At 40.9% G+C, this 22,062-nt stretch carries 21 protein-coding genes and 2 pseudogenes; 8 read left to right on the top strand and 15 right to left on the bottom strand.

Annotated features, from left to right (window positions below; genetic code table 11):
- The first annotated feature begins 152 nt into the window (after positions 1–152).
- Positions 153–410, top strand: a complete 258-nt coding sequence (locus CE058_RS16135) for an excalibur calcium-binding domain-containing protein (RefSeq protein ID WP_445662652.1) — start codon at positions 153–155, stop codon at positions 408–410.
- Between the two features lie 38 nt (positions 411–448).
- Here CE058_RS16135 and CE058_RS16130 read toward each other — a convergent pair whose 3' ends face one another.
- Together CE058_RS16130 and CE058_RS16125 are read right to left on the bottom strand one after the other, a co-directional pair.
- A complete protein-coding gene (locus tag CE058_RS16130; protein ID WP_163144031.1) occupies positions 449–2,461 on the bottom strand; it encodes a penicillin-binding transpeptidase domain-containing protein in 2,013 nt (670 codons plus the stop codon).
- Positions 2,462–2,677: 216 nt separating this feature from the next.
- Positions 2,678–2,899 (bottom strand): hypothetical protein, encoded by a 222-nt coding sequence (locus CE058_RS16125; protein WP_163144030.1) that lies wholly within the window; start codon positions 2,897–2,899, stop codon positions 2,678–2,680.
- A gap of 193 nt (positions 2,900–3,092) precedes the next feature.
- Here CE058_RS16125 and CE058_RS16120 point away from each other — a divergent pair, with 193 nt between their 5' ends.
- Positions 3,093–3,380, top strand: a complete 288-nt coding sequence (locus tag CE058_RS16120) for a hypothetical protein (RefSeq protein ID WP_163144028.1) — start codon at positions 3,093–3,095, stop codon at positions 3,378–3,380.
- 307 nt (positions 3,381–3,687) lie between these two features.
- On the opposite strand, the gene CE058_RS16115 is transcribed toward CE058_RS16120, so the two are convergent.
- From CE058_RS16115 to CE058_RS16105, 3 genes are all read right to left on the bottom strand, one after another.
- Positions 3,688–3,918 carry a hypothetical protein gene (locus CE058_RS16115; protein WP_163144026.1) on the bottom strand — a complete coding sequence of 77 codons (231 nt, stop codon included), beginning with the start codon at positions 3,916–3,918 and terminating at the stop codon, positions 3,688–3,690.
- A 45-nt stretch (positions 3,919–3,963) separates the two neighbouring features.
- Entirely contained in the window at positions 3,964–4,851 is an 888-nt protein-coding gene (locus tag CE058_RS16110; RefSeq protein WP_163144024.1) for a helix-turn-helix domain-containing protein, read from the bottom strand.
- A 343-nt stretch (positions 4,852–5,194) separates the two neighbouring features.
- Positions 5,195–5,347: a YwzD family small protein gene (locus CE058_RS16105; RefSeq protein ID WP_156185131.1), complete on the bottom strand. Its 153-nt coding sequence runs from the start codon at positions 5,345–5,347 to the stop codon at positions 5,195–5,197.
- Between the two features lie 330 nt (positions 5,348–5,677).
- On the opposite strand from CE058_RS16105, the gene CE058_RS16100 reads away from it, so the two are divergent.
- The 3 genes from CE058_RS16100 (at position 5,678) to CE058_RS16090 (ending at position 8,162) form a co-directional block, all read left to right on the top strand.
- On the top strand, positions 5,678–6,559 hold the full coding sequence (locus CE058_RS16100) for a helix-turn-helix domain-containing protein (protein WP_163144021.1): 882 nt from the start codon (positions 5,678–5,680) through the stop codon (positions 6,557–6,559).
- A gap of 141 nt (positions 6,560–6,700) precedes the next feature.
- Positions 6,701–7,765 carry a LysM peptidoglycan-binding domain-containing protein gene (locus tag CE058_RS16095; RefSeq protein WP_163144019.1) on the top strand — a complete coding sequence of 355 codons (1,065 nt, stop codon included), beginning with the start codon at positions 6,701–6,703 and terminating at the stop codon, positions 7,763–7,765.
- Positions 7,766–7,862: 97 nt separating this feature from the next.
- Entirely contained in the window at positions 7,863–8,162 is a 300-nt protein-coding gene (locus CE058_RS16090) for a hypothetical protein (protein ID WP_163144017.1), read from the top strand.
- Between the two features lie 41 nt (positions 8,163–8,203).
- On the opposite strand, the gene CE058_RS16085 is transcribed toward CE058_RS16090, so the two are convergent.
- The 10 genes and pseudogenes from CE058_RS16085 to argH all read right to left on the bottom strand — a co-directional run bounded on the left by CE058_RS16085 (position 8,204) and on the right by argH (position 19,710).
- Positions 8,204–9,418: an efflux RND transporter periplasmic adaptor subunit gene (locus tag CE058_RS16085; RefSeq protein WP_163144015.1), complete on the bottom strand. Its 1,215-nt coding sequence runs from the start codon at positions 9,416–9,418 to the stop codon at positions 8,204–8,206.
- Positions 9,419–9,432: 14 nt separating this feature from the next.
- Positions 9,433–10,095 (bottom strand): hypothetical protein, encoded by a 663-nt coding sequence (locus tag CE058_RS16080; RefSeq protein WP_163144013.1) that lies wholly within the window; start codon positions 10,093–10,095, stop codon positions 9,433–9,435.
- Between the two features lie 512 nt (positions 10,096–10,607).
- Positions 10,608–11,897: a hypothetical protein gene (locus CE058_RS16075; RefSeq protein ID WP_286168029.1), complete on the bottom strand. Its 1,290-nt coding sequence runs from the start codon at positions 11,895–11,897 to the stop codon at positions 10,608–10,610.
- A gap of 74 nt (positions 11,898–11,971) precedes the next feature.
- Positions 11,972–13,050 (bottom strand): annotated as a pseudogene (locus tag CE058_RS16070) (isocitrate/isopropylmalate dehydrogenase family protein).
- 11 nt (positions 13,051–13,061) lie between these two features.
- Positions 13,062–13,310, bottom strand: a pseudogene (locus CE058_RS16065) (SDR family oxidoreductase); the annotation flags it as partial.
- Positions 13,311–13,574: 264 nt separating this feature from the next.
- Positions 13,575–14,837, bottom strand: a complete 1,263-nt coding sequence (locus CE058_RS16060; RefSeq protein WP_048009154.1) for a PTS ascorbate transporter subunit IIC — start codon at positions 14,835–14,837, stop codon at positions 13,575–13,577.
- Positions 14,838–14,961: 124 nt separating this feature from the next.
- Complete coding sequence (locus CE058_RS16055) at positions 14,962–15,231, bottom strand: PTS sugar transporter subunit IIB (protein WP_048009155.1); 270 nt, start codon at positions 15,229–15,231, stop codon at positions 14,962–14,964.
- A gap of 13 nt (positions 15,232–15,244) precedes the next feature.
- Entirely contained in the window at positions 15,245–17,362 is a 2,118-nt protein-coding gene (locus CE058_RS16050) for a BglG family transcription antiterminator (RefSeq protein WP_163144009.1), read from the bottom strand.
- Positions 17,363–17,565: 203 nt separating this feature from the next.
- Positions 17,566–18,129, bottom strand: coding sequence for a hypothetical protein (locus tag CE058_RS16045; RefSeq protein WP_163144007.1), 564 nt, complete (start codon positions 18,127–18,129; stop codon positions 17,566–17,568).
- Between the two features lie 90 nt (positions 18,130–18,219).
- Positions 18,220–19,710: an argininosuccinate lyase gene (gene argH / locus CE058_RS16040; RefSeq protein ID WP_163144005.1), complete on the bottom strand. Its 1,491-nt coding sequence runs from the start codon at positions 19,708–19,710 to the stop codon at positions 18,220–18,222.
- A 508-nt stretch (positions 19,711–20,218) separates the two neighbouring features.
- On the opposite strand from argH, the gene CE058_RS16035 reads away from it, so the two are divergent.
- The 3 genes from CE058_RS16035 to CE058_RS16025 are packed head-to-tail and all read left to right on the top strand — an operon-like array spanning position 20,219 to position 21,768.
- Complete coding sequence (locus tag CE058_RS16035) at positions 20,219–21,187, top strand: nuclease-related domain-containing protein (RefSeq protein WP_163144003.1); 969 nt, start codon at positions 20,219–20,221, stop codon at positions 21,185–21,187.
- A 60-nt stretch (positions 21,188–21,247) separates the two neighbouring features.
- Complete coding sequence (locus CE058_RS16030; RefSeq protein WP_163144001.1) at positions 21,248–21,508, top strand: CGCGG family putative rSAM-modified RiPP protein; 261 nt, start codon at positions 21,248–21,250, stop codon at positions 21,506–21,508.
- Entirely contained in the window at positions 21,493–21,768 is a 276-nt protein-coding gene (locus CE058_RS16025; RefSeq protein WP_163143999.1) for a hypothetical protein, read from the top strand. Before CE058_RS16030 ends, CE058_RS16025 begins: the two co-directional genes overlap by 16 nt.
- Positions 21,769–22,062 lie beyond the last annotated feature (294 nt).

The raw sequence follows: 22,062 nt of genomic DNA, 5'->3' as shown, positions 1-22,062 counted from the left end.
TCACCATTTATTCAATACTTCTATATTATATTTCCTGTTCCTATTTTTTACAATAAACAATTTAAGAGATTTAAATTTTTATTGAATTGCCCATGTAAATAAATTATATTTATTACATATTAAGGAAAATAGGAGGGGTTATTTTGAAAAAATTGCTTTCAGCCATCATTACCCTATGTCTTTTAGCCTCACTGTCATTTAGTCCGGCAGCTTCTGCAAAAACTGCCAAAATCAAAACATATAAAAATTGCACAGAGCTAAATAAGGACTACAAAGGCGGAGTAGCACGATCAGCCGGCATAAAGAATAAAGGAGGCAAAACCAAATATAAACCGTATGTGTCAGCAAAACTCTACGATGCCAACAAGTCAAAAGACAGGGACAAGGACAAGATTGCCTGTGAAAGATAACAAAAAAAGGGAGGCAGCTGGCTGCTTCCCTTTTCTATTTAAAACCGATCTTTATTTTTTTCAAAGACCTTCTTAACCTTTTCCACGACAACCTTTGAACCGCCTTTATCTTCAACGCCTTCTATCATCATTGCAATCAGCAGTTTAGGATCCCCTGGATTATAGGCAACAAACAAGCCATTTTCCTGTCCTTTTTCCTCTGCACTTCTTTTCAGCTCGGCAGTTCCTGTTTTACCGGCAAGCGGATAATCCTTCATATTCGCTGAGTGAGCAGTTCCGGAAGGTTCCTGAACCACTTTGGTGATAGCTGTTTCTACAATATTGGCTGTTTCCTCACTGATAATATTTTCTTTCCATACCTGATTCTTTTCTTCTTCTCCCATTAATACTGGCTTTATAAGAGAACCTTTATTGACAATCGGCGTATAGGCTGCTGCCAGATGAAGAATGCTCATCTCTACTTCTCCCTGTCCATATCCTGAATCTGCCAGTTTGATTTCACTGTCCAGACCGCCAATCTGCGATGTCTCAATTGGGAATGGGAATGGAATCTCCTCATCAAAGCCAAACTTCTTTAAGCCCGCAGAGAATTTCTCTTTCCCTAGATCAAGTGCCTCTTTAGCAAAATAGATATTATCTGAAAACATCATTGCTTTTTCAAAATCAACAGGTCCGTTCGGATCCTTAACACGAGTTACCTGATAGCTTCCCCATGATTTGCTCTTCTGCCATTTTAGGCCTTTCACCTGAATAGTTTCATCAATTGTCAGTGTCTCTTCGGATAGACCAACCGCCCCTGTGATTGGCTTCATCACAGACCCTGGAGCATAGGTTTGCTTGAATCGGTTCATGAGCGGCATATCTTTGTTCTCTTCAAGCTGCTTCCACTCATCTGCGGTAAAGCCCAGCGAAGCCTCATTTGGATCGAAGCTTGGACTGCTGACTAAAGCAAGCGTATCCCCTGTAACCGGATCAATTGCTGCAGAAGTCCCCGGACTTCCCTTCAGTTCTTCATAAAGATCCTTCTGAAGAGTGATGTCGATTGTCAGCTCAATCGTTTCGCCATTTTCCACAGGTTTTTCTGCCAGTACAACTTCAGTTCCATCTTTCTTTGTGATGCCAATTTTGACACCGTTTGTTCCCTTCAGCCGTTCTTCAAGGACTTGTTCCAGTCCTCTTTTTCCAATGATATCAGTGGAGGAATATCCTTTTCCTTCGTTCTTCTTTAGTTCATCAGCTGTAATGGGGCCTACATAGCCGACCAAATGAGCTGATGCCTCGCCGAACGGATAAATTCTTCCTTTAACGTCCTGTTTCAAAACGCCTTTTAAAGCAAACACTTTATCCAATGTCGCCTTGTCATCCGGAGAAACTTTTTTGATTGGCACAAAGTATCCGGGCTGTACCCAGTCTGCATTCAGGCTTTTGCTGATTTGCTCTTCTGAGATGCCCAAGGCGGATGAGAGACCTTTAACTGTCTGCTCTTTTTGGCCTTCCATCTGCTCAGGAACAACACCAATTTCATATAACGTTCCGTTTAAAGCCAGCGGGTCACCTGTACGGTCCACTATATCCCCCCGCTGTGCCGGTACGGTGCTGTAGCTGATTTTATCCTCAGGTCCAAGCTCCGGGAAAATATACGTTGTATCCCATGCAACAAACCAGCTCTCCTCATCCTCTTTTTCTTCCTTCACCAGGCTGGCGTCATGAGTGAATTTAATTTTCCCTGCCGCGCTATCCATCGATGCCGAAAATGGAAGAGCAGCCTTTTCTTCCTTCTTATATTCTTTTTCCATATCGGGTTTATATGTAACTTTTAACTTGCTAATCTCTAAATCTTTATATACCTTCTCATAGCGCTCCACAAAGTCCTTCTTGCTGATAGACTTCTTGGCGCTTTCTGATAAAAATCCATACATTTTATCGAACTCTTGCTTATTCCAATGCTCAACATACTGGGCAAAACGGTCTTGAGGCTTAACTTCTTTATTGCATCCGCTCAGCACTGCCAAGAATAGAATAGAAATAAGTAAAATCAACCATCTCTTCATGGAAATCCCTCCTTCCTACATTTTACCATTTATGTTGGGAGCGATTCCATTCCTACCTCTTAATTTTTCAAGATATCAGCTGATTATTTTAATTGGTTCTGAATCGCCGCAATTTCTAGCATAGCAGACTAAATTCCCTATGCTAGAAATTGCGGCGAAACAGATTAAAATAGAAGATTTTATGCAGTTAGCACAAACATTTTTGGATTTCATTATTTAATGTACTTTGGATGAAGCTTTATTGGAAACTTTATAGAGGTTTTCGAGGCATTCTTTTTTGATGCGATTGTGGCACGTAAAGTCATAGCGAATTTCATTTTCTAGTTGTGGCACGATTTTAGATAAGTGTTGATCTTTGTTTTTCTTTAATTTCTTACTAGAAATGTAATTTTCAATTTTCTTTTCGAAATATTCAACAGATCCGAATAATGGGCTCAAATAGTTCTCCTCCTTATTTATTATTTCCCGCTTTTTTAACCATTTCCCCACTAAAACGCAACCAAACATAAATTTTCAGAAGGTTTGATCAATAAAATTTATAAACTTATTTTAGACAAGGATATATTGTTCACTTGATTCAGCTATCAAGTTTTATAATTAATTTTCAGACAGGAACAGGGGGACTATTAAAATGATATTTATCACTGCCGCTTTTTTATTAGCTGTCATTATCTTTCTTGTAGTATGGATAGTAAAATTGTATAAGCAAAAAAGGGAAGCTGCTATGGAACCTCCCAAACTACCCTTTGAGAATAAGCTTCTTATAGATAGTATACTTAATAATGATATTGATGGAGTTGTGAAAAGCTTAAATGATTATAGAGCAGCACCTCATTCAAAATCAGAGGCTGGGAATTCTGCCATGGAATTAGCCATTAGTCAGAACAACAAATTATTGAAAGCGGCAATCAGGAAATAACGGATTTAGTAATAACCGGGAAGCATCTGGCAATTATTAAAGAGTATGAGGTTAAGAAGACTAGTTTATAAACCCTATCAATAAGAATTCAATCCTTTTGATTTAACAGTTAAATAAGGAGACCTTCTTATAGCTGGGCATAAGATCTTTTTGCTGTCTGAGGGTTAAAAAGCTTCATTCCCACCAAAATTCGGACCAGAAAGAAACCTGGCTTACAACAGCAAATAAGGTCATTGAAAAAGGGCAGGATTCTTTAGCCAAAATAAAAAAACGGGAATATTCCCGTTTTAAATAGAAAACTAATATATTAATGCTCAGAAGGAATGCCCATTGTTGAATATGCCGGACTATGTTCTGAAGGAATACCAGCTAACTCAATCGTTTTGCCAACACTATGTTCTGATGGGATGCCAGCTAACTCTACAGGCTTGACAACACTATGCTCTGATGGAATTCCAGCCTCCTGGTTCCCCGCGAAAGATGCTCCAGCCCCAATTACCCCTAATGCCAATGCTCCGGCCATAATTAATTTTTTCACGACATTGACTCCTCTCTCATTCATAATTTATTGAATATTTCTATATTAACATTTGTTGAGTAATTTTTCCATTTCCGATTCGACAATTTGGATAAATTTATCATTTTTTTGCAGCTTCAGGATATAAATAGCTTTTTGAAGAAACTCTATTCCCTTTTCTTTATTGCCAAGTTTTATATGATTCTCTCCGCTTTGATAGTGCAGATTGGCAAACAGATATTGGATTTCTTCATGTATGCAGATATCAATTCCCTTTTGGCAATATACAAGGGATTCCTGGAATTCCCCTACCTCTGTCAAGGCCTGGGATAACCCGAATAGGATCCTGACTTTCCCTCTGCTTTCAAGGATATGCGGCAGCTTTTCCAAATCATTAAGTGCCTTTTTGAACATAGATATAGCTTCCTGATAAAGATTCATATCTTTATATAAAATAGCGATGCTTGCTAATATTTCGACTTCTCTTTCCGATAAGTTGACTCTTTTTTCATTTGTAAGGTCCAAAGCGCCGTGCAATAGTTGGATCGCTTTGTCAAAATCATTTTCAAGATAAAAAACGCAGATCCCCTGGTGCCAGACCAGGAATTGCTTCAGCATGACAGGCTGAAAAAGGGGATTATCCAGTTCCTTTTGAACAATTTCATAGATGGCCTTATAATTCCAATTCCGCTTATGCTTATTAATAATTTGCATAACAGCTGTAGAATAATTTATGGTAGACTTCGAGGCAATATTAAAGAAGTACGTAAGATCAATATTCATTTTATTGGCTAATTGATTCAGCGTTTCCAGACTTGGATACGCTTTCTCTCTCTCAAAAGAAATAAGCTCTTCCTCAGAACATATGCCCTCTGCCAGCTCCTTAACACTTAACCCTTTATACTGACGAAAAGATTGTAAGCTGTCGCCAATTAAATACTCACTTAAATTCATCAGCTTTCCCTCACTTAGTATGATTAATAGTATTATTTTACCATAAAAGGTATAATTTAGTTGAATAAAGTTTCAGGAGTGTTCAGGAACTGCATCAGTCTATATGCTGTTTGTGATAAGCATGCTTTAAAGGTATACTGATATGCACAAAAACATTTATGCAGCTACTTTAAAAATAGCCCCACTATATTATTATTCGATGTTTCCGGCAAATATCCTTTCATTAATTAAAAAATTTATAAATGACTTCCTTTAAAGTGTAGCCTGCTTTATCCAATCTAAAATAAAAACCCTTCTATAAAGGGTTATGTATACATCCATATTCTGTGTCTAGTTGATATTGTTAATTGCCCACGATTTTTCTCAGGTCATTTTCAATCTCTGAGAGAAGCTGGTTTACACTCATTTCTTTTTCCCCAACTCCGATTTCATATACTTTTGTAAGCATCTCCAAAAAAAGTTCATTTATCGTTCTACTACCCTCATTGTCCAGCAACTTTTCTACTCCTCCTATTTTCCTAGCAATCTTATGACAACATTCTATTTCTTTTTTTATCATTTGACAATATTTTTCCAATTAAAAAAAATAAAAAGAACCGCTTCCTCATTTGGAACCGGCAAAAATTGGAGATTTAAAAGGATGTAACTTCAGTTGCAGTTAGGGTTTCCTCCTAAAAGCAATTCTCATCTTTATTAAAACACTTATATGCAATTCATGAATCATTGATAATTACTCATTTTTCATGAGTTTCAGAGAGAAACCTCTTGTTTATATGGATTTTCAATAGTAAATATAACTATAAGAATATTTTTAGGAGGGTATCATTTGGACTTTTCTGTAATTGGAAAAAAAATCAAAGAGTTAAGAAAAGCAGCAGGTTTTTCCCAAAAAGACCTGGCAAAGGATATATGTACTCAGGCGCAAATCAGCAAAATTGAAAAAGGCGATGTCCTTCCTTTGGCATCCACTTTATATTTCATTTCACAGAGGCTGGGTGTTGATATCAATTATTTTTTTGAGCACGGAACGACCCCGAGGCTTGATTATGTGCAGGAGGTTAATAACCAGCTTAGAATCGCCAGGCGCAACCTTGATTACCCCCTCATAAAAGAGATTGTGAAATCCGAAGAAAAGAATCCCCTCTTTACATCAAACAAGAAAAATTTCCAGAACCTCCTCTGGCATAAAGGAATTTACAAGTATCATGTCGATCACCAGCTGGAGCAGGCACTTTCATTTATTGATAGAGCCATCAATTTGACATTTGAGAAGGTGTGGAGCGAAAGGGAAATCGAGATTCTGAATAGCAAAGGAATATTACTATATGAAGCAGGAAGATACACGGAAGCCCTTGATGTTTATCTTCAAGCAATGAATCATTTAGAGGGAATCATCTATTTGAATGATGAAACCGTCCGAAGCAGGCTTCTTTATAATACGGCCAAAACCTATACAGACTTAAAGGATTATGATCGCTCTACCAAGCTCTGCCATGAGGCCATCGAAAGCTGCTTAGAAAAGGATCAGTTATTTCTTTTGGGACATCTGCATTATCATATTGGATTTAATTATGAACTCCAGGAACGGTTTGTTTTGGCAAAAAAATATATGGAGCAGGCTCTTGATATTTTCCGTCTTCAAAGAGATGAACGATATAATGACTATATACGTGGTAAAGTGGCAATTTTCGACAGAAACATCCAATAGTCATCTCGACATAAGTCGACAGTCCTTCATTATTGTAAAATAATAGTTAGTTTTTTGTATAATGATGTAAAAATATGATCTTTTTGGACGATATATGTGGTAAAATAGTACAAAAATATGTCCAAGGAGTGATTCGGAAAAGTGAAAAAACAGATTGTCACAATTGCTGCTGCAGCAATGCTTTCTTCTGCCTTTGCCTCTCAGGCTTCCGCCGATACATACACAGTTAAAAAAGGGGATACCCTGTTTCATCTGGCTATCAAATACAAAACGACTGTTACAGATATTAAAAAAGCCAATAACTTAAGTTCCGATTTCCTATCAATCAATCAAAAACTTGAAATACCAGGGGCAGCAGCAGAGAAGCCTGAATCCAATCAGCCATCTGGCGGCACCACCGCACCTGCACCAGCTAATACGGCTAAAACTTATACCGTTAAAAGCGGGGATACTCTATCTAAAATTGCCTTAAGTCATAATATTAGTTTAAAAGATTTAATGAGCTGGAATGGCCTTAGCACCCACTTAATCTACCCTGGACAAGTCTTTAAGGTTTCAAAATCTGCTGGTAATACCTCAGGAGATACCGGAGAGCAGGCAGGTTCAGCACCTGCACCGTCAAGCCCTGCAAATGGCAGCAGCCCAGAGGTATATATAGTTAAAAAAGGGGATACTCTAGGTGGCATTGCTGCTAAATACAAGACTACTGTTCAGCAGATTAAAGCGTGGAATAAATTAAGCTCTGATTTAATCCTGATTGGACAAAAGCTTAACTTAAGTACAGACAAGGATTCAAATGAATCTGTTTCCAGCGGAAAGCCTGACAATAATGAGCAGACAAGCGGGGCAGCAGCGTCGGTTTTGGCTGAAGCACAGAAGCATGTTGGTGTTCCTTATCAATGGGGCGGCCAAACTCCTTCAGGTTTTGACTGCAGCGGGTTCATTTATTATGTTCTAAAGCAGACAGGCTCCAAAATGGTTCGCTACTCTTCAGAAGGCTACTACAGCCGCTCTTTTTACGTGAATACGCCGCAGCCTGGCGATTTAGTATTTTTTGAGAATACATATAAAAAAGGCATTTCACACTTAGGTTTCTATGTAGGAAATAATAAATTTATCCACGCCGGCTCATCAGGTGTTGAAGTCTCCAGTCTGGATAATTCTTATTGGAAGAAACATTTTGATGGATTTAAGAGATTTTACTAGGACACCTTTTTACAGGTGTCTTTTTTCATATTCTGGAAGGAATATACATATATTTTGAAGAATACTATAACTAGCGGGGTCTAAAGGAGGAGATGGAATGAACATCGTAGGCATTATTACATTTTTATCCTTATCTTTATTACTAATGAGTCTTCTTTTAATTTATTCCAAGTTCCATCATCAGACGCCAGGCAAGCTGGCTGCAATTATCGTTTTTTTCCTTTTGAATGCAGTCCCCCTTGTGTATATTGTCTATACCGAACAAAGCATGAATTATGCGAGCAACTCCTTTACACTTGGCTCAGCCTTTATGATTGTATGGCTGGTTACAGCCGTGGCTATGTTTATCGGCATTCTGTTCAGAGCCCGATCCGGTAACGAGGATCCTTATTATTAGGCCATAAAAGAACCAGCAGCATATATGGCTGCTGGTTTTCTCTATCTGGAAAGAAGTCCTCTGGCTGCGTATTTCAGCATGTCTTTCTTTCTTAAATCCTTTAAGTCTTTCTTTTTAAGCTTCGCCACTTCTAATGGTGTGGCGAATGGAAAGCCCGTTTTGAGAAATGGCGGCCGATCGAGAAGAACCAGTTCCCCCTTCTCCACCCCTTCTTTTACTTCCTGGGTCTGTCCGATTTTCAGCCCTGTTTCAATTACCTTTCGTTCAAGCCTGCCGTTTTGCTGGATGGCATATGTATACGTGCCTTTTTTCGCCTTCTTCACCGCTTGGGCTGGGACCGTCATGGTATTCTCCACTTCATTTGTAACAATCCGCAAATCAACGTGTTCTCCATGGAAACTTTCAAACTCAGGTGATTCATTCAGGCTAATAGTGAATTCATAACGGCTTTCTGTTTCCGCATGCGGTTCTGATGTTGGATAGTTTATGATTTTTTCAAGGGTACCGTCTATTTTTTTGCTGCTGCCTTTTGGAATGATGAATACTTTCATTCCTTCTGCTGCTTTATGAATTTCCTGCTCGGTAAAGATTCCTTCAACTTTCTGTTCATTTGAAATGATGGTTACAACCGGATTGGCAAGGTCATTCTGAATGCTTTTGACTGTTCCCGCTACTTCACTTTCCACCGTCAGATTTGAAAGACTCTCGTCCGCGGCATCCATCAAATCCTCATACTTCTCGATTTCACTTTCAAGCCTGCTGACTTGCAGCTCCTTTTCAGCAATATCCCGCTCAACCGTTTGAATCATATATGCATTTGGATTGGGTTCATCTTCTTCCGCAGGTGTAAGGGCAAGCGTTCTCTGCATGCTTTCCAACTCTCTGATATGACTTTCTATGCCAGTTTGTTCACGTTCCAGTTTTTCTTTTTCTATCTGAAAATTTTCCTTCGTCATGGCTATGTCATCCGGTGAGTATTCGAATAAGCCTGTCCCTGCCTGGACCTCGTCCCCTTTTTCTACAAGAAATCCCTTAAATGTGCCTGTTGTATTCTCATAGTATAGGTGATGCTCTTCCTTCGGAGCCAGAACTCCCTTTGCTGGCATAGTTTCAAGAAGGTCCTGTTTTTTCACTGCCGTCCATTCATCAATATAGTAGGTTCTGCCGATTTTATCACTTTTCAGGAAAATCAGGGCAATATTGCAAGCCAGGAAAAGCGTTACACCAATAATCAGCAATCTCACTTTCCATGTCATAGAAGATCCCTCACTTAAATTAACTTTTCCAATTGAATGGATGAGAGTAACGCTGAGACAATCACGAAAAACAGATGCGTTCCGATCAGCATGAATATAAGGAAGCGAGGGCTTCTTTCGGAAACGGCTTTTAAGTACTTATATTGCAGGACAAATGTCCAGATTTTAAATAGTGTAATGGCGGAAAACGTGTAGATCAAGAGATCTGGAAATGAGGCTGCCTGAGCAATGACACCGAATGAAAATAGTGATGATTCACTGTTTAATCCGAGAAAAAGAAAGAGCGGGATGTTAATGGCCTTTTCTATTAAGAGGATCAGCATAACCATCAGCTGAATGCTTATCAGCTTTTTGTATTCAACGTCAACCAGCGTCCAAAATAACAGGGAGGGTACGAAAATGATCATGGCAGCATAGATGATGCCGTAAACGATTTGTCCGCCGCCAAAGAACAGCTTGTACAGCTCATACTCGCTTCTGGACATATCAGTCAGACTTTTTGATGTCTGCTCACTCCCAATGCCAAAGTAAGCACTGAGTCCAAATATCAGTGCACTCAGCAGCATGATCAGCAGAATCTGCTTCCATAAACCTGATAGTCTCTCCTCTTTTCTCAGCTGATGTGAAATCATATAAGGTTCCTTTAACCCTCTAAGCAGCGGTACCCGATAGCCCATAAAGTATCCCCCAAAAAAATTATCTATTATTCTTTTATTTTAACTTAAAATCAAAATATTGGGAAATAGGTAGAATTGTGGAGAAACGGGTCCTATAACAGTTCAAATTATAGCAAAAGACCCTTAATACCCCATTTCCCCTGATGGTTAGTCTTTATTTTACAAAAATAAGTGTCGGAATTTGCAAAAACTTTTGTTGTTTCAAGTGACCAGAAAGGCGGTATAGTTAAGTAAGAATTTTACATCTATGTCCTTGTCACGAGAGAATTAAAAATCGAGGAGGGCTTACTAATGAAAATAAAAGCTGGAAACTGGACAATGCTGAGTGAGCAGGAGAAATTATTTATTTTGGAAGCTGTCAGCTTTTTTCAGTCTAGAACGAAGAAGAAGTCATAAGCTTTATGGGAATCTGTATCTTAAAAATAAATAGCAGTTAACAGGGCACCTTTCTATTTGAATACGAAAGGTGCCTTAATTTTTGTGGCTTAGCCGGCTCCGCACTCCACACCCTGCTAAAGCCAATTCAGTATATAAACATACAAAAAGGCCATCCCCGTAACAGAGAGAAAGTATGACCCATTCCATCTGAATGCAACGGTCAGCCCGTTTTTTTGAACACATTGGCTGATGATGATATTCATGGCGTTAAGAGGTGAAATGGAAGAAGAAAGCATCCAGGTGAATATGCACATAAATGCCACACTGACTACCGTAATATCAGGCATTTCCGCAAAGTTCAGCGAAGTTAGGATCAGCGGAATGACTATGATTTGATGGACTCCAAGAAAGGCCATAAACGTTACAAAAAGAATGATGAAGGAGAATAAAATCCCGATAGACTGCTGTGCTGACCAATGCATGGACCATTCCAGCAGCTGTTTTACAGGTGTATGTGATACAGCGTTGCCAAAAAGGCCCGCGCTTAAAAACAGGCAAATCTCCATCTTCTGTGCCAGTATTTTACTCTTATATAGTGAAATCTCTTCCTTTACAGCCTTCTTTTGATTCCTCAGAATCATCCAGCCTGCCGGCACAATGCAACAGACCATGCTTACCAGCAATAGCATCGATTTTTGGGTAACCTGCTCCATGACTATCAGCAGGAGCACCAGCCCAAAAACAAATCCCGCCAGAGTATACAAATCCCTTTTCCTGCCTTTTTCAGGCATTGAGTTTCCCGCTTCTCTCTCCATTGCAGCAGCAGTCTCCACAACCCCAGCCGGACGGAATAGAATCATCCCCACTGCCATCTGCAAAATCGCAAAAAACACACCAAAAGCTACATAAGAAAGATATGTGATATCTAAATAAAACAACACAATTCCTACTGAAGCAAAGAATGGAGACCAAATAACAGCCGGTGTAAATCCTACATAGTAAGACCTTGATAATAACTTGGATGGAATTTTGATGTTTTCGACAAAGCCGTGTACAATCCTTAAGGCCCCCATGTTCAAAATGGGAGCCAGAGTCAGCATAAATGAGCTTATGCCATAAAAAGTATGGGCGGGGCTGTTTTTCAGCTCATTTAAATACGTCATTACTGTGTCAATGATCCCTTCTCTTCTTAAAGGAATGGACAGAAGCGGTGCCAGAATGAGAATGGCCAGCAGGGCCATATTCTGAGTGATGCCCTCGATCAGCAGCATGCCCCTGTCTCCGACTGCATAATGAATGCAAATCCCCGCAGTGAATAGTCCCAGTGTAAATATCCTGCCCTTCCTATCCAATAAAGGCATCATGGTGAAAAATACAGCTGCAGCTGCCATTTTAAAAATGAGGCTAATGTACATATTGGGCATAAATGCCTCAAAAATATAAAGAAAACACATACTTAATACGAGAGAAAACCGTATCATAGGAACCCTTCTCTCTATTATTTAACTCCACTGGAAGGACTATTAACCTTAATCGGGGCATGACTGCTTAAAAGATTCATAAATTCATTGCCAAGCTGATCGGTTGAAGCTTTTCCGCCAAGATCCGGAGTTAGTGCACTCTTATGATGAAGCAGTTCTTTCATCGTTTTCAGGATGGCGCTTCCCCAAGCCGGTTCTCCAAAGTGATCCATCATCTGGCTGACGGACCAGATGGCAGCAAGAGGGTTGGCAAGACCTTTCCCGGCTATGTCTGGTGCGGATCCATGAATAGGCTCGAACATGGATGGAAACTCCCTTTCAGGATTGATATTCGCTCCCGCAGCCAGCCCGAGTCCACCTGTAATCGCAGCCCCCAGATCGGTTAGAATATCCCCGAATAAATTGGAGGTAACGACAATCTCAAACCTTTCCGGCTGCTGTACAAAGTAGAGGCTTGCAGCATCTACCAAATAGGAGTAAGTTTTAACATCCGGATATTCTTTCCCTACTTCAATAAATACCTCATCCCAGAACACCATGGAATAATTCAGTGCATTTGCTTTACTGATGCTTGTTAAGGTCTTTTTCTGTTTGCGGGCTTCTTCATATGCATAGCGAATAATGCGTTCTGTTCCTTTCCTTGAAAACACACCGGTCTGCAGGACCACTTCCTCAGGCTTTCCTTTGAATAGCCAATCTCCTGCTCCGGCGTATTCCCCTTCGCTATTCTCCCGTATCACCAGAAAGTCGATCTCTTTTTCCCCTTTGTTTTTAAGCGGTGTCAGCTCCGGGTGCAAAAGTCAAATTCCTTCCGGATCTTCAGAAGCAGCTCCCACAGTGAAATATGGTCCGGTACGCCAGGATAGCCTACTGCCCCTAAATAGATCGCATCAAATTCCTTTAATTGGTCAATCCCATCATCAGCCATCATCTTTCCATTATCCAAATAATACTCGCAGCCCCATGGGAACTCCGTAAACGAAAAGGATAGACCAGGATCCAATTCCTCAATTTTTTTTAATACTTTTACTCCTTCTGCCACAACCTCCGGGCCAATTCCATCCCCAGGGATCAGGGCAATTTTCCAATGCTTCATCTCATAACCTCCTATGCTTTTGGGCCACCGGCAACATACAGGACCTGACCACTAATAAATGAGGATGCCGGACTTGCAAAAAAGCTTGCCGCCTGTGCGATATCCTCTGGTGTACCTGCCCTATTAACCGGAATGTGCTTAACTTTGGATTCAATTAATTCCTGAAAGGAAATGCCCAGCCGTTCTGCGACTGATTTTGTCATATCTGTCATAATAAACCCGGGTGCAATGGCATTCACGGTAATATTGTATTTTCCCAGTCATGGTATTTCTTGCTTTTTGTAATATTCTAACTATATATTTAGCAGATAAATGTTGCAATACCGTATTAGGTGTTGCGGCAACGCATTAAAGGGTGAAGAAAAGAAAGTTTGCAAAAGGGAAAAGCAACACAGCACTTCTTGAATTTAATAAATAATATAATATGAGTATTAAATATAGTACGGACAGCCTCGTTCGAGATAGGCCTGCCCCCAGACAAAAAAGGGACTCCACATCAAAGTGAAGTCCCAATAATAACTGGATTAAGAAAATAGTTTAATAAGGAAGCTCAATAAAATCCCCACAACCCCAAAGTCCGAGTCTCCAAAGGTAGTTCCTTCAAATCCAAGTGACCCAAGAACCGGCAGCAATAAGGCCGGAAGGAATGAGATTAATAGACCGTTGGCAAAAGAACCGATCATCGCTCCCCGTCTGCCTCCAGTCGCATTTCCGAATACCCCTGCCGCCGCACCAGTGAAGAAGTGCGGAATCAGACCTGGCACAATTATCTTCAGGCCGAATAATGGAAGAAGGAACATAGAAAGCAAGCCAGCTACGAAGCTGAATAGGAATCCGATAATAACTGCATTTGGTGCAAAAGGGAACACTGCCGGACAATCAAGGGCAGGCTTCGCATCTTTTACCACTTTATCAGCGATTCCTTTAAAAGCTGGAACAATTTCCGCAATCAGCATCCGCACACCGGCAAGGACGACATAGACACCTGCTGCAAACGTAATGGCCTGCATGAGCGAGAATACAAGGAAGTTCACTCCGCCGCTCAATTCAGATTCTACATAGCCTTTTCCGGCGATCGGCGCCACAACCAGGAAGAGAATCGTCATTGTCAGAGACATCGCAACAGAGGTATCACGCAGGAATCCAAGTGATTTAGGCACTTTGATATCCTCCGTCGATTTGGATTTATCCCCTACACGCTTTCCGATAAAGCCGGAAACAAAGTAGCCGAAAGATCCGAAGTGGCCGACAGCGATGCTGTCATTGCCCGTAATTTCTCGTACATATGGCTGGACAAGCGCAGGCATAAATACCATTAATAATCCCAGAATAATAGACCCGATAATGATCAGCGGAAGCCCTGTCACTCCGCCGGTTGCAAATACTGCTGAGATCAGGCAGGCCATGAATAAAGTATGATGTCCGGTAAGGAAAATATATTTAAACGGTGTGAAACGGGCAATTATAATGTTCATGACCATCCCGAATAGCATGATCATCGCGGTTTCTTTCCCAAATGTCTGCTGGGCAATCGCAACGATGGCCTCGTTGTTCGGAATAACACCCTGGATATGGAATGCCTTTTCAAACATTTTTCCGAAAATATCAAGTGAGCCTATTAAGATGCTTGCTCCTCCATTCAGGATGAGAAAGCCCATGATCGTTTTAAGCGTGCCTGATATGACATCGGCAATACCTTTCTTCTGCAGAAGCAAGCCAAACAAGGCGAATAAGCCAACCAGGATGGCGGGTGTGCCCAATATATCATTCATAATGAAATCAAACATGTTAACCCCTCCTTTTTAAATCCTCTGTATCTCTCTTTTATCTAACCAGTTTTTTAGGTTATACTGTACTTGTTCTTTTTATTTTTCAGCGGGCGGATTTTTCCGCCTGCTCTTTTTTTCTCTATTAGGATAATTGTGATTCCAATGCCGCTTTTAGCTCATTTTGATCAAGGATGTTTGTCAAACCAATGATGGTTCTTGTTCCGTCATCCAAAGTGGAAATCAGGTCTTTAGACCCCAGGTAGATATCCGCTTTTTCAGATTTAGCCGTAGTTAAATCGGTATGTGAAACATCTGCTTCCACTCCCATCTGGCTTAAAACTGTTTTTACGTTCATTTCTACGATAAAGCTGCTTCCAAGTCCGTTTCCGCATACAACTAGAATTTTTTTCATTCTTATTTCCTCCTTAGTCTTGTGAATATTGATTAATAATTTCCAATACGTCAGCTGCTGTATCAGCATTCTGGAGTTTTTCTAGGTTATCGCTGTCAGACAGCATTTTGGACAGCTGGGATAATGCTTTTAAATGGGTTTCATTATCGATGGCTGCCAGCACAAAGAATAATCTAACCTGATGTTCCGGCTTTTCCGAAAAAGCACAGCTCTCCTTTAATTGCAGAAAGCTCATTCCCAGCTTGTTCACACCAGCTTCAGGGCGGGCATGAGGAAGGGCAATTCCAGGTGCGATGACGATATATGGACCCATTTCTTTCACATTTTCAATCATGGCATCAATGTAATTCTGGCTGATGGATTGATCAGCCAATAGCGGCTGTGACGCCATTTGCAGTGCTTCCTGCCAGCTTGCAGCAGAATCTGCAAATAAAATTTTATCGGCGGTGAGAACTTCATTTAACATTGGCTTTTGATCCACCTCACTTTTTGCTTCTTTATTTGATTGATAGTAAACTTTCAATTCCTGGATCAGCATGCTTTCGTCTTTTATATCTGCATGCTTCCGGATAATGTCCATCAATGCGTCTATGTTTTCTGATCTAGGCTTTTTTTCTGATGCCTGAACCTGCTTAAGCAGGGATTCCTTCTCAGATGGGTTAAGAATCGGATTTACAATAAACACCGGTACATTTTTCAGGGATACTGGCGTGGTCGAAATGACAAAATCCAAATCAGCCAGGGACGCTTTCTCATATTCACGGACGGTGTATACATTCGCCACATCGACAAACGGCATGAGATCTTCAATTTGTTTCTGAAGTATTCGGGACGTGCCGATTCCGCTGGCACACACCACAGCCGCTTTTTTGCGGGCTTCCACCCTGACGCCTTCTTTATCAATCCAGCCTCCAAAGTGCATCGCAATATAGGCCGCTTCATCATCCGATACTTTTTTGCCAAGCACGTATTCAAAATGATGAACCACCTTTTTGGTTAGAATAAACAGGTCCTGATAAGACTCCTGTACAGATTTAGATAATGGATTCTCCAGTTCAATCCCATATTTGATTCGGAAATAAGCCGGTTTTAAATGAATCAATAGATTTCGTTCAAGTTCCTTGCGGTTTTGAAAAAATACGCAGGCATACTTTTGAAAATCATCGACCATTCCTACTGCTATTGATTTGAGGATAGCAAGGTCCTGATTTTCCAGCTCATGTGTATCATAGTCGCTTATTTTCGCTCCTAACAGGTAAGTTGCAAGATAGCAGGCTTCATCATCAGGAACCTCAATATGGAAACCGCTTTCAATTTTCCGGCAAATAAATTGAGCAGCGGTGTACTCTTTCGTTTCTTTAATGACCTGTTTTTCAACAGGATCCATCTTGATGTATTTTTCCTGGTTAAACCTTTTGATGAGCATAAATATATGGGCGCTCAGCGTCTCCATCACTTCATCTGTGTAATGAACGCCGGAAAATGATTCACTTTCATTCAGAATTTCATAAATCGTCTCTAAATCAGTACGCTGAAACATTTCAGGTGACAGTCCAGGCGTGTCCTGGATGGTTAACTGGACTTCAGATAATAGATCATTCCAGCCGCGGTTGGTTAAAACCTGTGACAGGAAGTGTATCAGCATTTTCCTCTTATCCTGCTCTTCGCCGGCAATATAGTAGCCTGAAGGTTTATGGAAATTCAACTGAACCTGGAACTGGCTTAGCTGCTTTTTTAATTCCTTGATATCTGCCAGAAGCGTACTCCTGCTGACACCCAGCTTATCCATCAGGTCCTGAAGATAAATGGTTTTCTCACGGGTCAGGATAAGGATGGCAGTCCAGGCCATTCGTTCTTTGCGCGAAAACTCATAACTGCCAGCTTTATCAAACGAATGCAGCCGCTGTTTAATCTGCTGCTTTTCTTCTTCATCGAGAAAAAATCCAGCAGCACGAACATACTTCAGCTCATCTAAACCCTGGTCTTTTAGCCAGCTATTAATTTTGTCAATATCATAATAAACAGTCCGCTTGGAAATCTGTAATTCCTCCATCAGCTCCAGTGGAGAAACATGTGAAGGCGCATGGACCATTTTCGTCAAAATCGCCATGCAGCGCTGGTCAAGAATCATCGGGAGCGCTCCCTCCTTTACCTGAGTCTAAAAATTGTAAGTTTGCAAAAGTCAGACTCTAAATTCATCGAATTGTCTGCTTACTACGTATTATACTCCTGTATTACACAAAATGAAGTCCGAATTATGTAAGGAGGTTTTTGCAAAGACTGGACTCAAAGAATAAAAAAACTTCCTAACAGAATAGGAAGTGAGGGTTATACTTATTCATTTCCCTTAACAATGCGGCCTTCTGCATCATAAACAGTAACCTCAACCGGCAGTTTAATTTCATCTTTCTCGGAAACAGCATACCAAACCCACAAGTTATCACGAACCCAAAAACGGGATGGCTGGATATTGCCTTCACTGTTAATTACGATGGTCTTCGCATCATCCTCAGCAAATCCATATATGATGGAATGGCCCTTCTCAGACTTTTTATCTGCCCGCCAGTCGATGGCGCCCCTGTCTCCTTTTTCCTCGCTAAACTCCTGGAAATCCATCATCGGATAGATGAACTTCTTAAACTCTGTAAACTCCTGATTGGTCAAAACAGGGATAATTCCCGAATTGGTTTCTGCAAAAACCAAGCGTGAATGGGGGTCAAACAAAAGAATCCGCTGGCAGTCTTCGCCAAATTGTTCTGAAACTTTTTCACAGATGCTCTTTTCCATGGAAACAGTAGGGATAACCGGCTTTGCAGGTTCTGCAGTACGTGAAGCCAATAAATAAACAACAGCGAGTATTAATCCTAAGCTGAGTACAGCGAGTAAACTTTTTTTCATCTCACTCACCCCCTATAATTCTTATCATATTATATTTTTCATGAAATAAAAGCTTAAAAAAGGCGAACCCCGCAAGGTCTGCTTTTAAAATTAAATTTTATAATGGATCAAATCCTCCCGCTTCTCCTTAAGCCCTCTCACAGTCCCCTCATAGCTGAGCAGGTCCCCTGTGAGGGTTTCATTCCGACCCTTGATCATTCTCGAGACCTCATCCGGATTCGGTCCTCCCTGGAGGCTGCGGATCTGTACAAAGTATTCAGGAGAAATAATTTTCTTCCACTCTTCCTCTGACAGGGTAACAGGAACATATCCCTGAATAACTTCATTTACATCCTCCACTTTCCAGTCGCATAGCTCTTTCTGATCCTTCACCGTTTGTTTTGAAATATAGCTGGCAATGTAGTGAGCTTTCCGGAATGGGATGCTGTAGTCTCTTGCCAGGGTGTCAGCCAGTTCGGTGATCGTGATGCACGACTTTTTGGCCATTTCTTTCGCATGGTCTTTATTGACCTTTAATGTAGCAATCACGGCATACATCAGCTTTAATACCCGATTGGCATTATTAAAAGCGCGATACAGATGGGGCTGCAGATCATCTTCTGTATCGACGATATCGCCGAATGGCGTGTTATGGACCATGTTCATGGCAGCATACGCTTCACCATAGGCGCTGCTGGCAATGGATCTGGAGTGCTCAATGGAAACCGGGTTCCGCTTCTGCGGCATAATGCTGCTTACCTGTACGTAAGGATCCGCCACCTGGAAAGTGCCAAACTCTCTCGTTACATGCTGAAGGAAATCCTGAATCCACCGGCCGGTATTCACCATGCAGGTCATCAGGGCAGAGGACGTCTCCAGCAGGTAATCGGCTCCCGCAATCGAGTCGTATGAATTCTCGATAATTTCCTCAAATCCCAGCAGTTCGCGCGTGCGTTCCCTGCAAATCGGGAAGCCGGTCGTTGTAAGGGCAGCTGCGCCAAGAGAGGATTTGTTTACGGTTTTATAGGCTGCCCACAGCCGGTTGATATCCCTTTGAAGGACATCATAAACAGCCAGCAGGTAATGCCCTAACGTGGTCGGCTGGGCCGGCTGTGTATGGGTATACCCGGTCATATAGGTCTCTTTATGCTCATCCGCCTGCTCAAGCAATGCCTCACTAAGCTGATAGGCACTGCCCAAAAGCTGAAGCAGGTGTTCTCTCAGGACCAGCCTGTACATAGCGATCCCCATATCATTCCGGCTCCGGGCAATATGGATTTTCCCGGCCAGCTCATCACCGATCTCTTCTCCTATTTTCGCTTCCATCATAAAAAAGAGATCTTCAAATTGTGGCTGATAGGATAATGAGCCGGTGTCTGACATTGCCACTTTATTAATACCTTCCAGCATGGTTCTTGCTTCTTCTTTCGGAATGATTCCCTGTTCTGCCAGCATGATCACATGTGCCCGGTGGATATCGAACATGACATGGAACAGATAGTCACGCTGATCATTAAAAACGGGCTTTAGCAGTTCTTCTGCATATGTTTTGCCTGGAAAGACATGGCCTTCATTTTTAATAAACTCTTCTAATTTGCTCATTTTTTCAACTCCGTTTTATGACAATGATTCTGACCAAAGCATCTGGAGGCTTCTTCAATGAAATAAGCTATGGAAATATATATATCTTAGTATATGCGTGGGCAATTAAAATGCTGATTTTGCAGCTATTGTAAAAGGCACTTCATCCAGTCTTTAACTGGATTGGGATCAATCCGGGTTTCCATTGAATAACTTTTGTCCCCTCGCCCCTTGGTGATAGGCACTACCCGAAATTTGTCGATTGTGAACTTTGCAAATAGAGTGGGGAAGGTTGCAAATAGATGAGTGATTCTGCAAATAGAAGGGGATTTTGCGCAAATAGAACCGGAAAATTGCAAATAGCTACCTGCTTCCTGCAAATAGAGAAACCGTGGAAGTGCCCGCGGCTAATAGAGGTAGAGAATCTGCAAATAGAGCACGAAAACTTGCAAATAGACTCCCACCTAAAAGAGGTATATAGACATTTATATCGAAAATAACTAAGTAAACACAGAAAGGAGAGCTATACTTGATTAGTAAAAGTCTGAAAGTCCCCGAAATAAACCTCCAGCTTGAAGCGTTGGTAAGAAGAATCCCCGAACAGCACCCCTCACGTGAGAAAGTGATCTCAGAATATAAAAAGAGAAGCGCGGGATTTAAGGGAGAAGAAAGATTATTTTATTACTTAAGCTTTCTGGAACCTAAAAAGTATTGGATATTTCATGATTTGCGGTTATCAAACGGATCGCAATTTTTTCAAATCGATGCATTGCTGCTCACGGCAAATTTTGCACTCATATTGGAAGTTAAAAATTGGACAGGAACCTTGATTTTCAACCCTCATTTCCAGCAAGTCATCCGCATCCAAAACGACAAAGAGGAAGGATTTCCTGACCCCATTTCACAAGCACTTCATCAGACGAACCAGTTTAGAAACTGGCTTGATCTTAATGGATTTCCTCGCATTCCTCTTGATTTTTTAGTTGTAATCAGCCATCCTTCCACCATAATTAAGGCAGAGACAGATCCGCTGCAAATATCTAAGAAAGTCTTACACTCTCATCACCTTTTATCCAAAATGAATGGCATTGAAAATAAGTACCCTCAGGAAAAAACTGATTCTAAGGAGATTCGGAAGCTATGCCGGACTTTGTTAAAAAAACATACCCCGGTACAATCCGAGATTCTCGAGCAATTCAATGTCTCAGCTGAAGAAATTCTGACTGGTGTCAGCTGTCCTAAATGCACTTCCCTTCCGATGATATTCCATTGGGGGAAATGGCACTGTCCAATGTGTTTATTCTCCTCTCCCTTAGCCCATGAGGCTGCAGTCCAAGACTACTTCCGGCTTATTAAGCCGTCAATTACCAACTCGGAATTCCGCTCATTCACCCATATCCCATCCCCCTATACTGCTTCAAGAATACTCTCCAGGATGAACCTTCCTTCTAAAAGAAATAAAAGACACCGTATCTACGGAAAAACACTTGAACAGTGATGCACCTCACAATTTTTTCCAACAAGTTATTTTATAATTAAGCTGAATTGAGGTGCTAATATGGAAAAGAACTGGTCTATTTCACTTGAGCATGGTAATTACACTAGTGATTTGGAGCTTCTGATCAACGATGCGATGGCGGCAGTAAGCCAGACAGCTAAAGGGTATTATGTCAATATAGTTACACCAGCTGAGTTAGGAAATCCCGATAACTACCTAACTGAAGCACTGCTCATATTCTTCGGAAATAAAGTGGACTCTCAATTTATCGACCAATGCGGATGCGGGGGGTATGTTTTGAGGGTATGGAAAAACAAGTGAGGGACCTGACCATTTTGTGTGATTATAAGAACCGGCATGTTATTTTAAATTACTATTATGAAGATGAACTTATCGATCGGGATGGGATTAGTTTTAATGAGATTTATGTTCATCACGGAACGATTTACTTTATCAAGAATAGAAAACGGATCATAACTATCAACTCGAAGAAGTATCGTAATATATTGATAGGCGAGGATTTTCAAAATTACTATATTATGCGGAGAGATAAGAATCGGATTGATATCTATTTTCCTTAAACGGAGCTGCGAAAGCGCTGGATGCGCTTTTGCAGCTTTTTTTATTTGGGAGGAATGATCTCTATTTGCAGGAAGCCTGCGTCTATTTGCAAATTCCCGGTTCTATTTGCAAAATCTATGACTCTATTCGCAAGTTGATTATCGTATACTGTTCCCGGATTTCTTTCCTGCTCGTCTGTTTGCAGGAATCAGCTTGCTATTTGCAATTATCCAGTTCTATTTGCAGAATGAAGCCTGCTATTTGCAGCTTACTCCGTTCTATTTGCAGAATCTCCGGCTCTATTTGCAAATCTA

This window comes from Bacillus sp. 22-7 (assembly GCF_010628845.1).
GTDB classification, from domain to species: domain Bacteria; phylum Bacillota; class Bacilli; order Bacillales; family Cytobacillaceae; genus Cytobacillus; species Cytobacillus firmus_B.
This window is presented reverse-complemented; position numbering and strand designations above follow the sequence as displayed.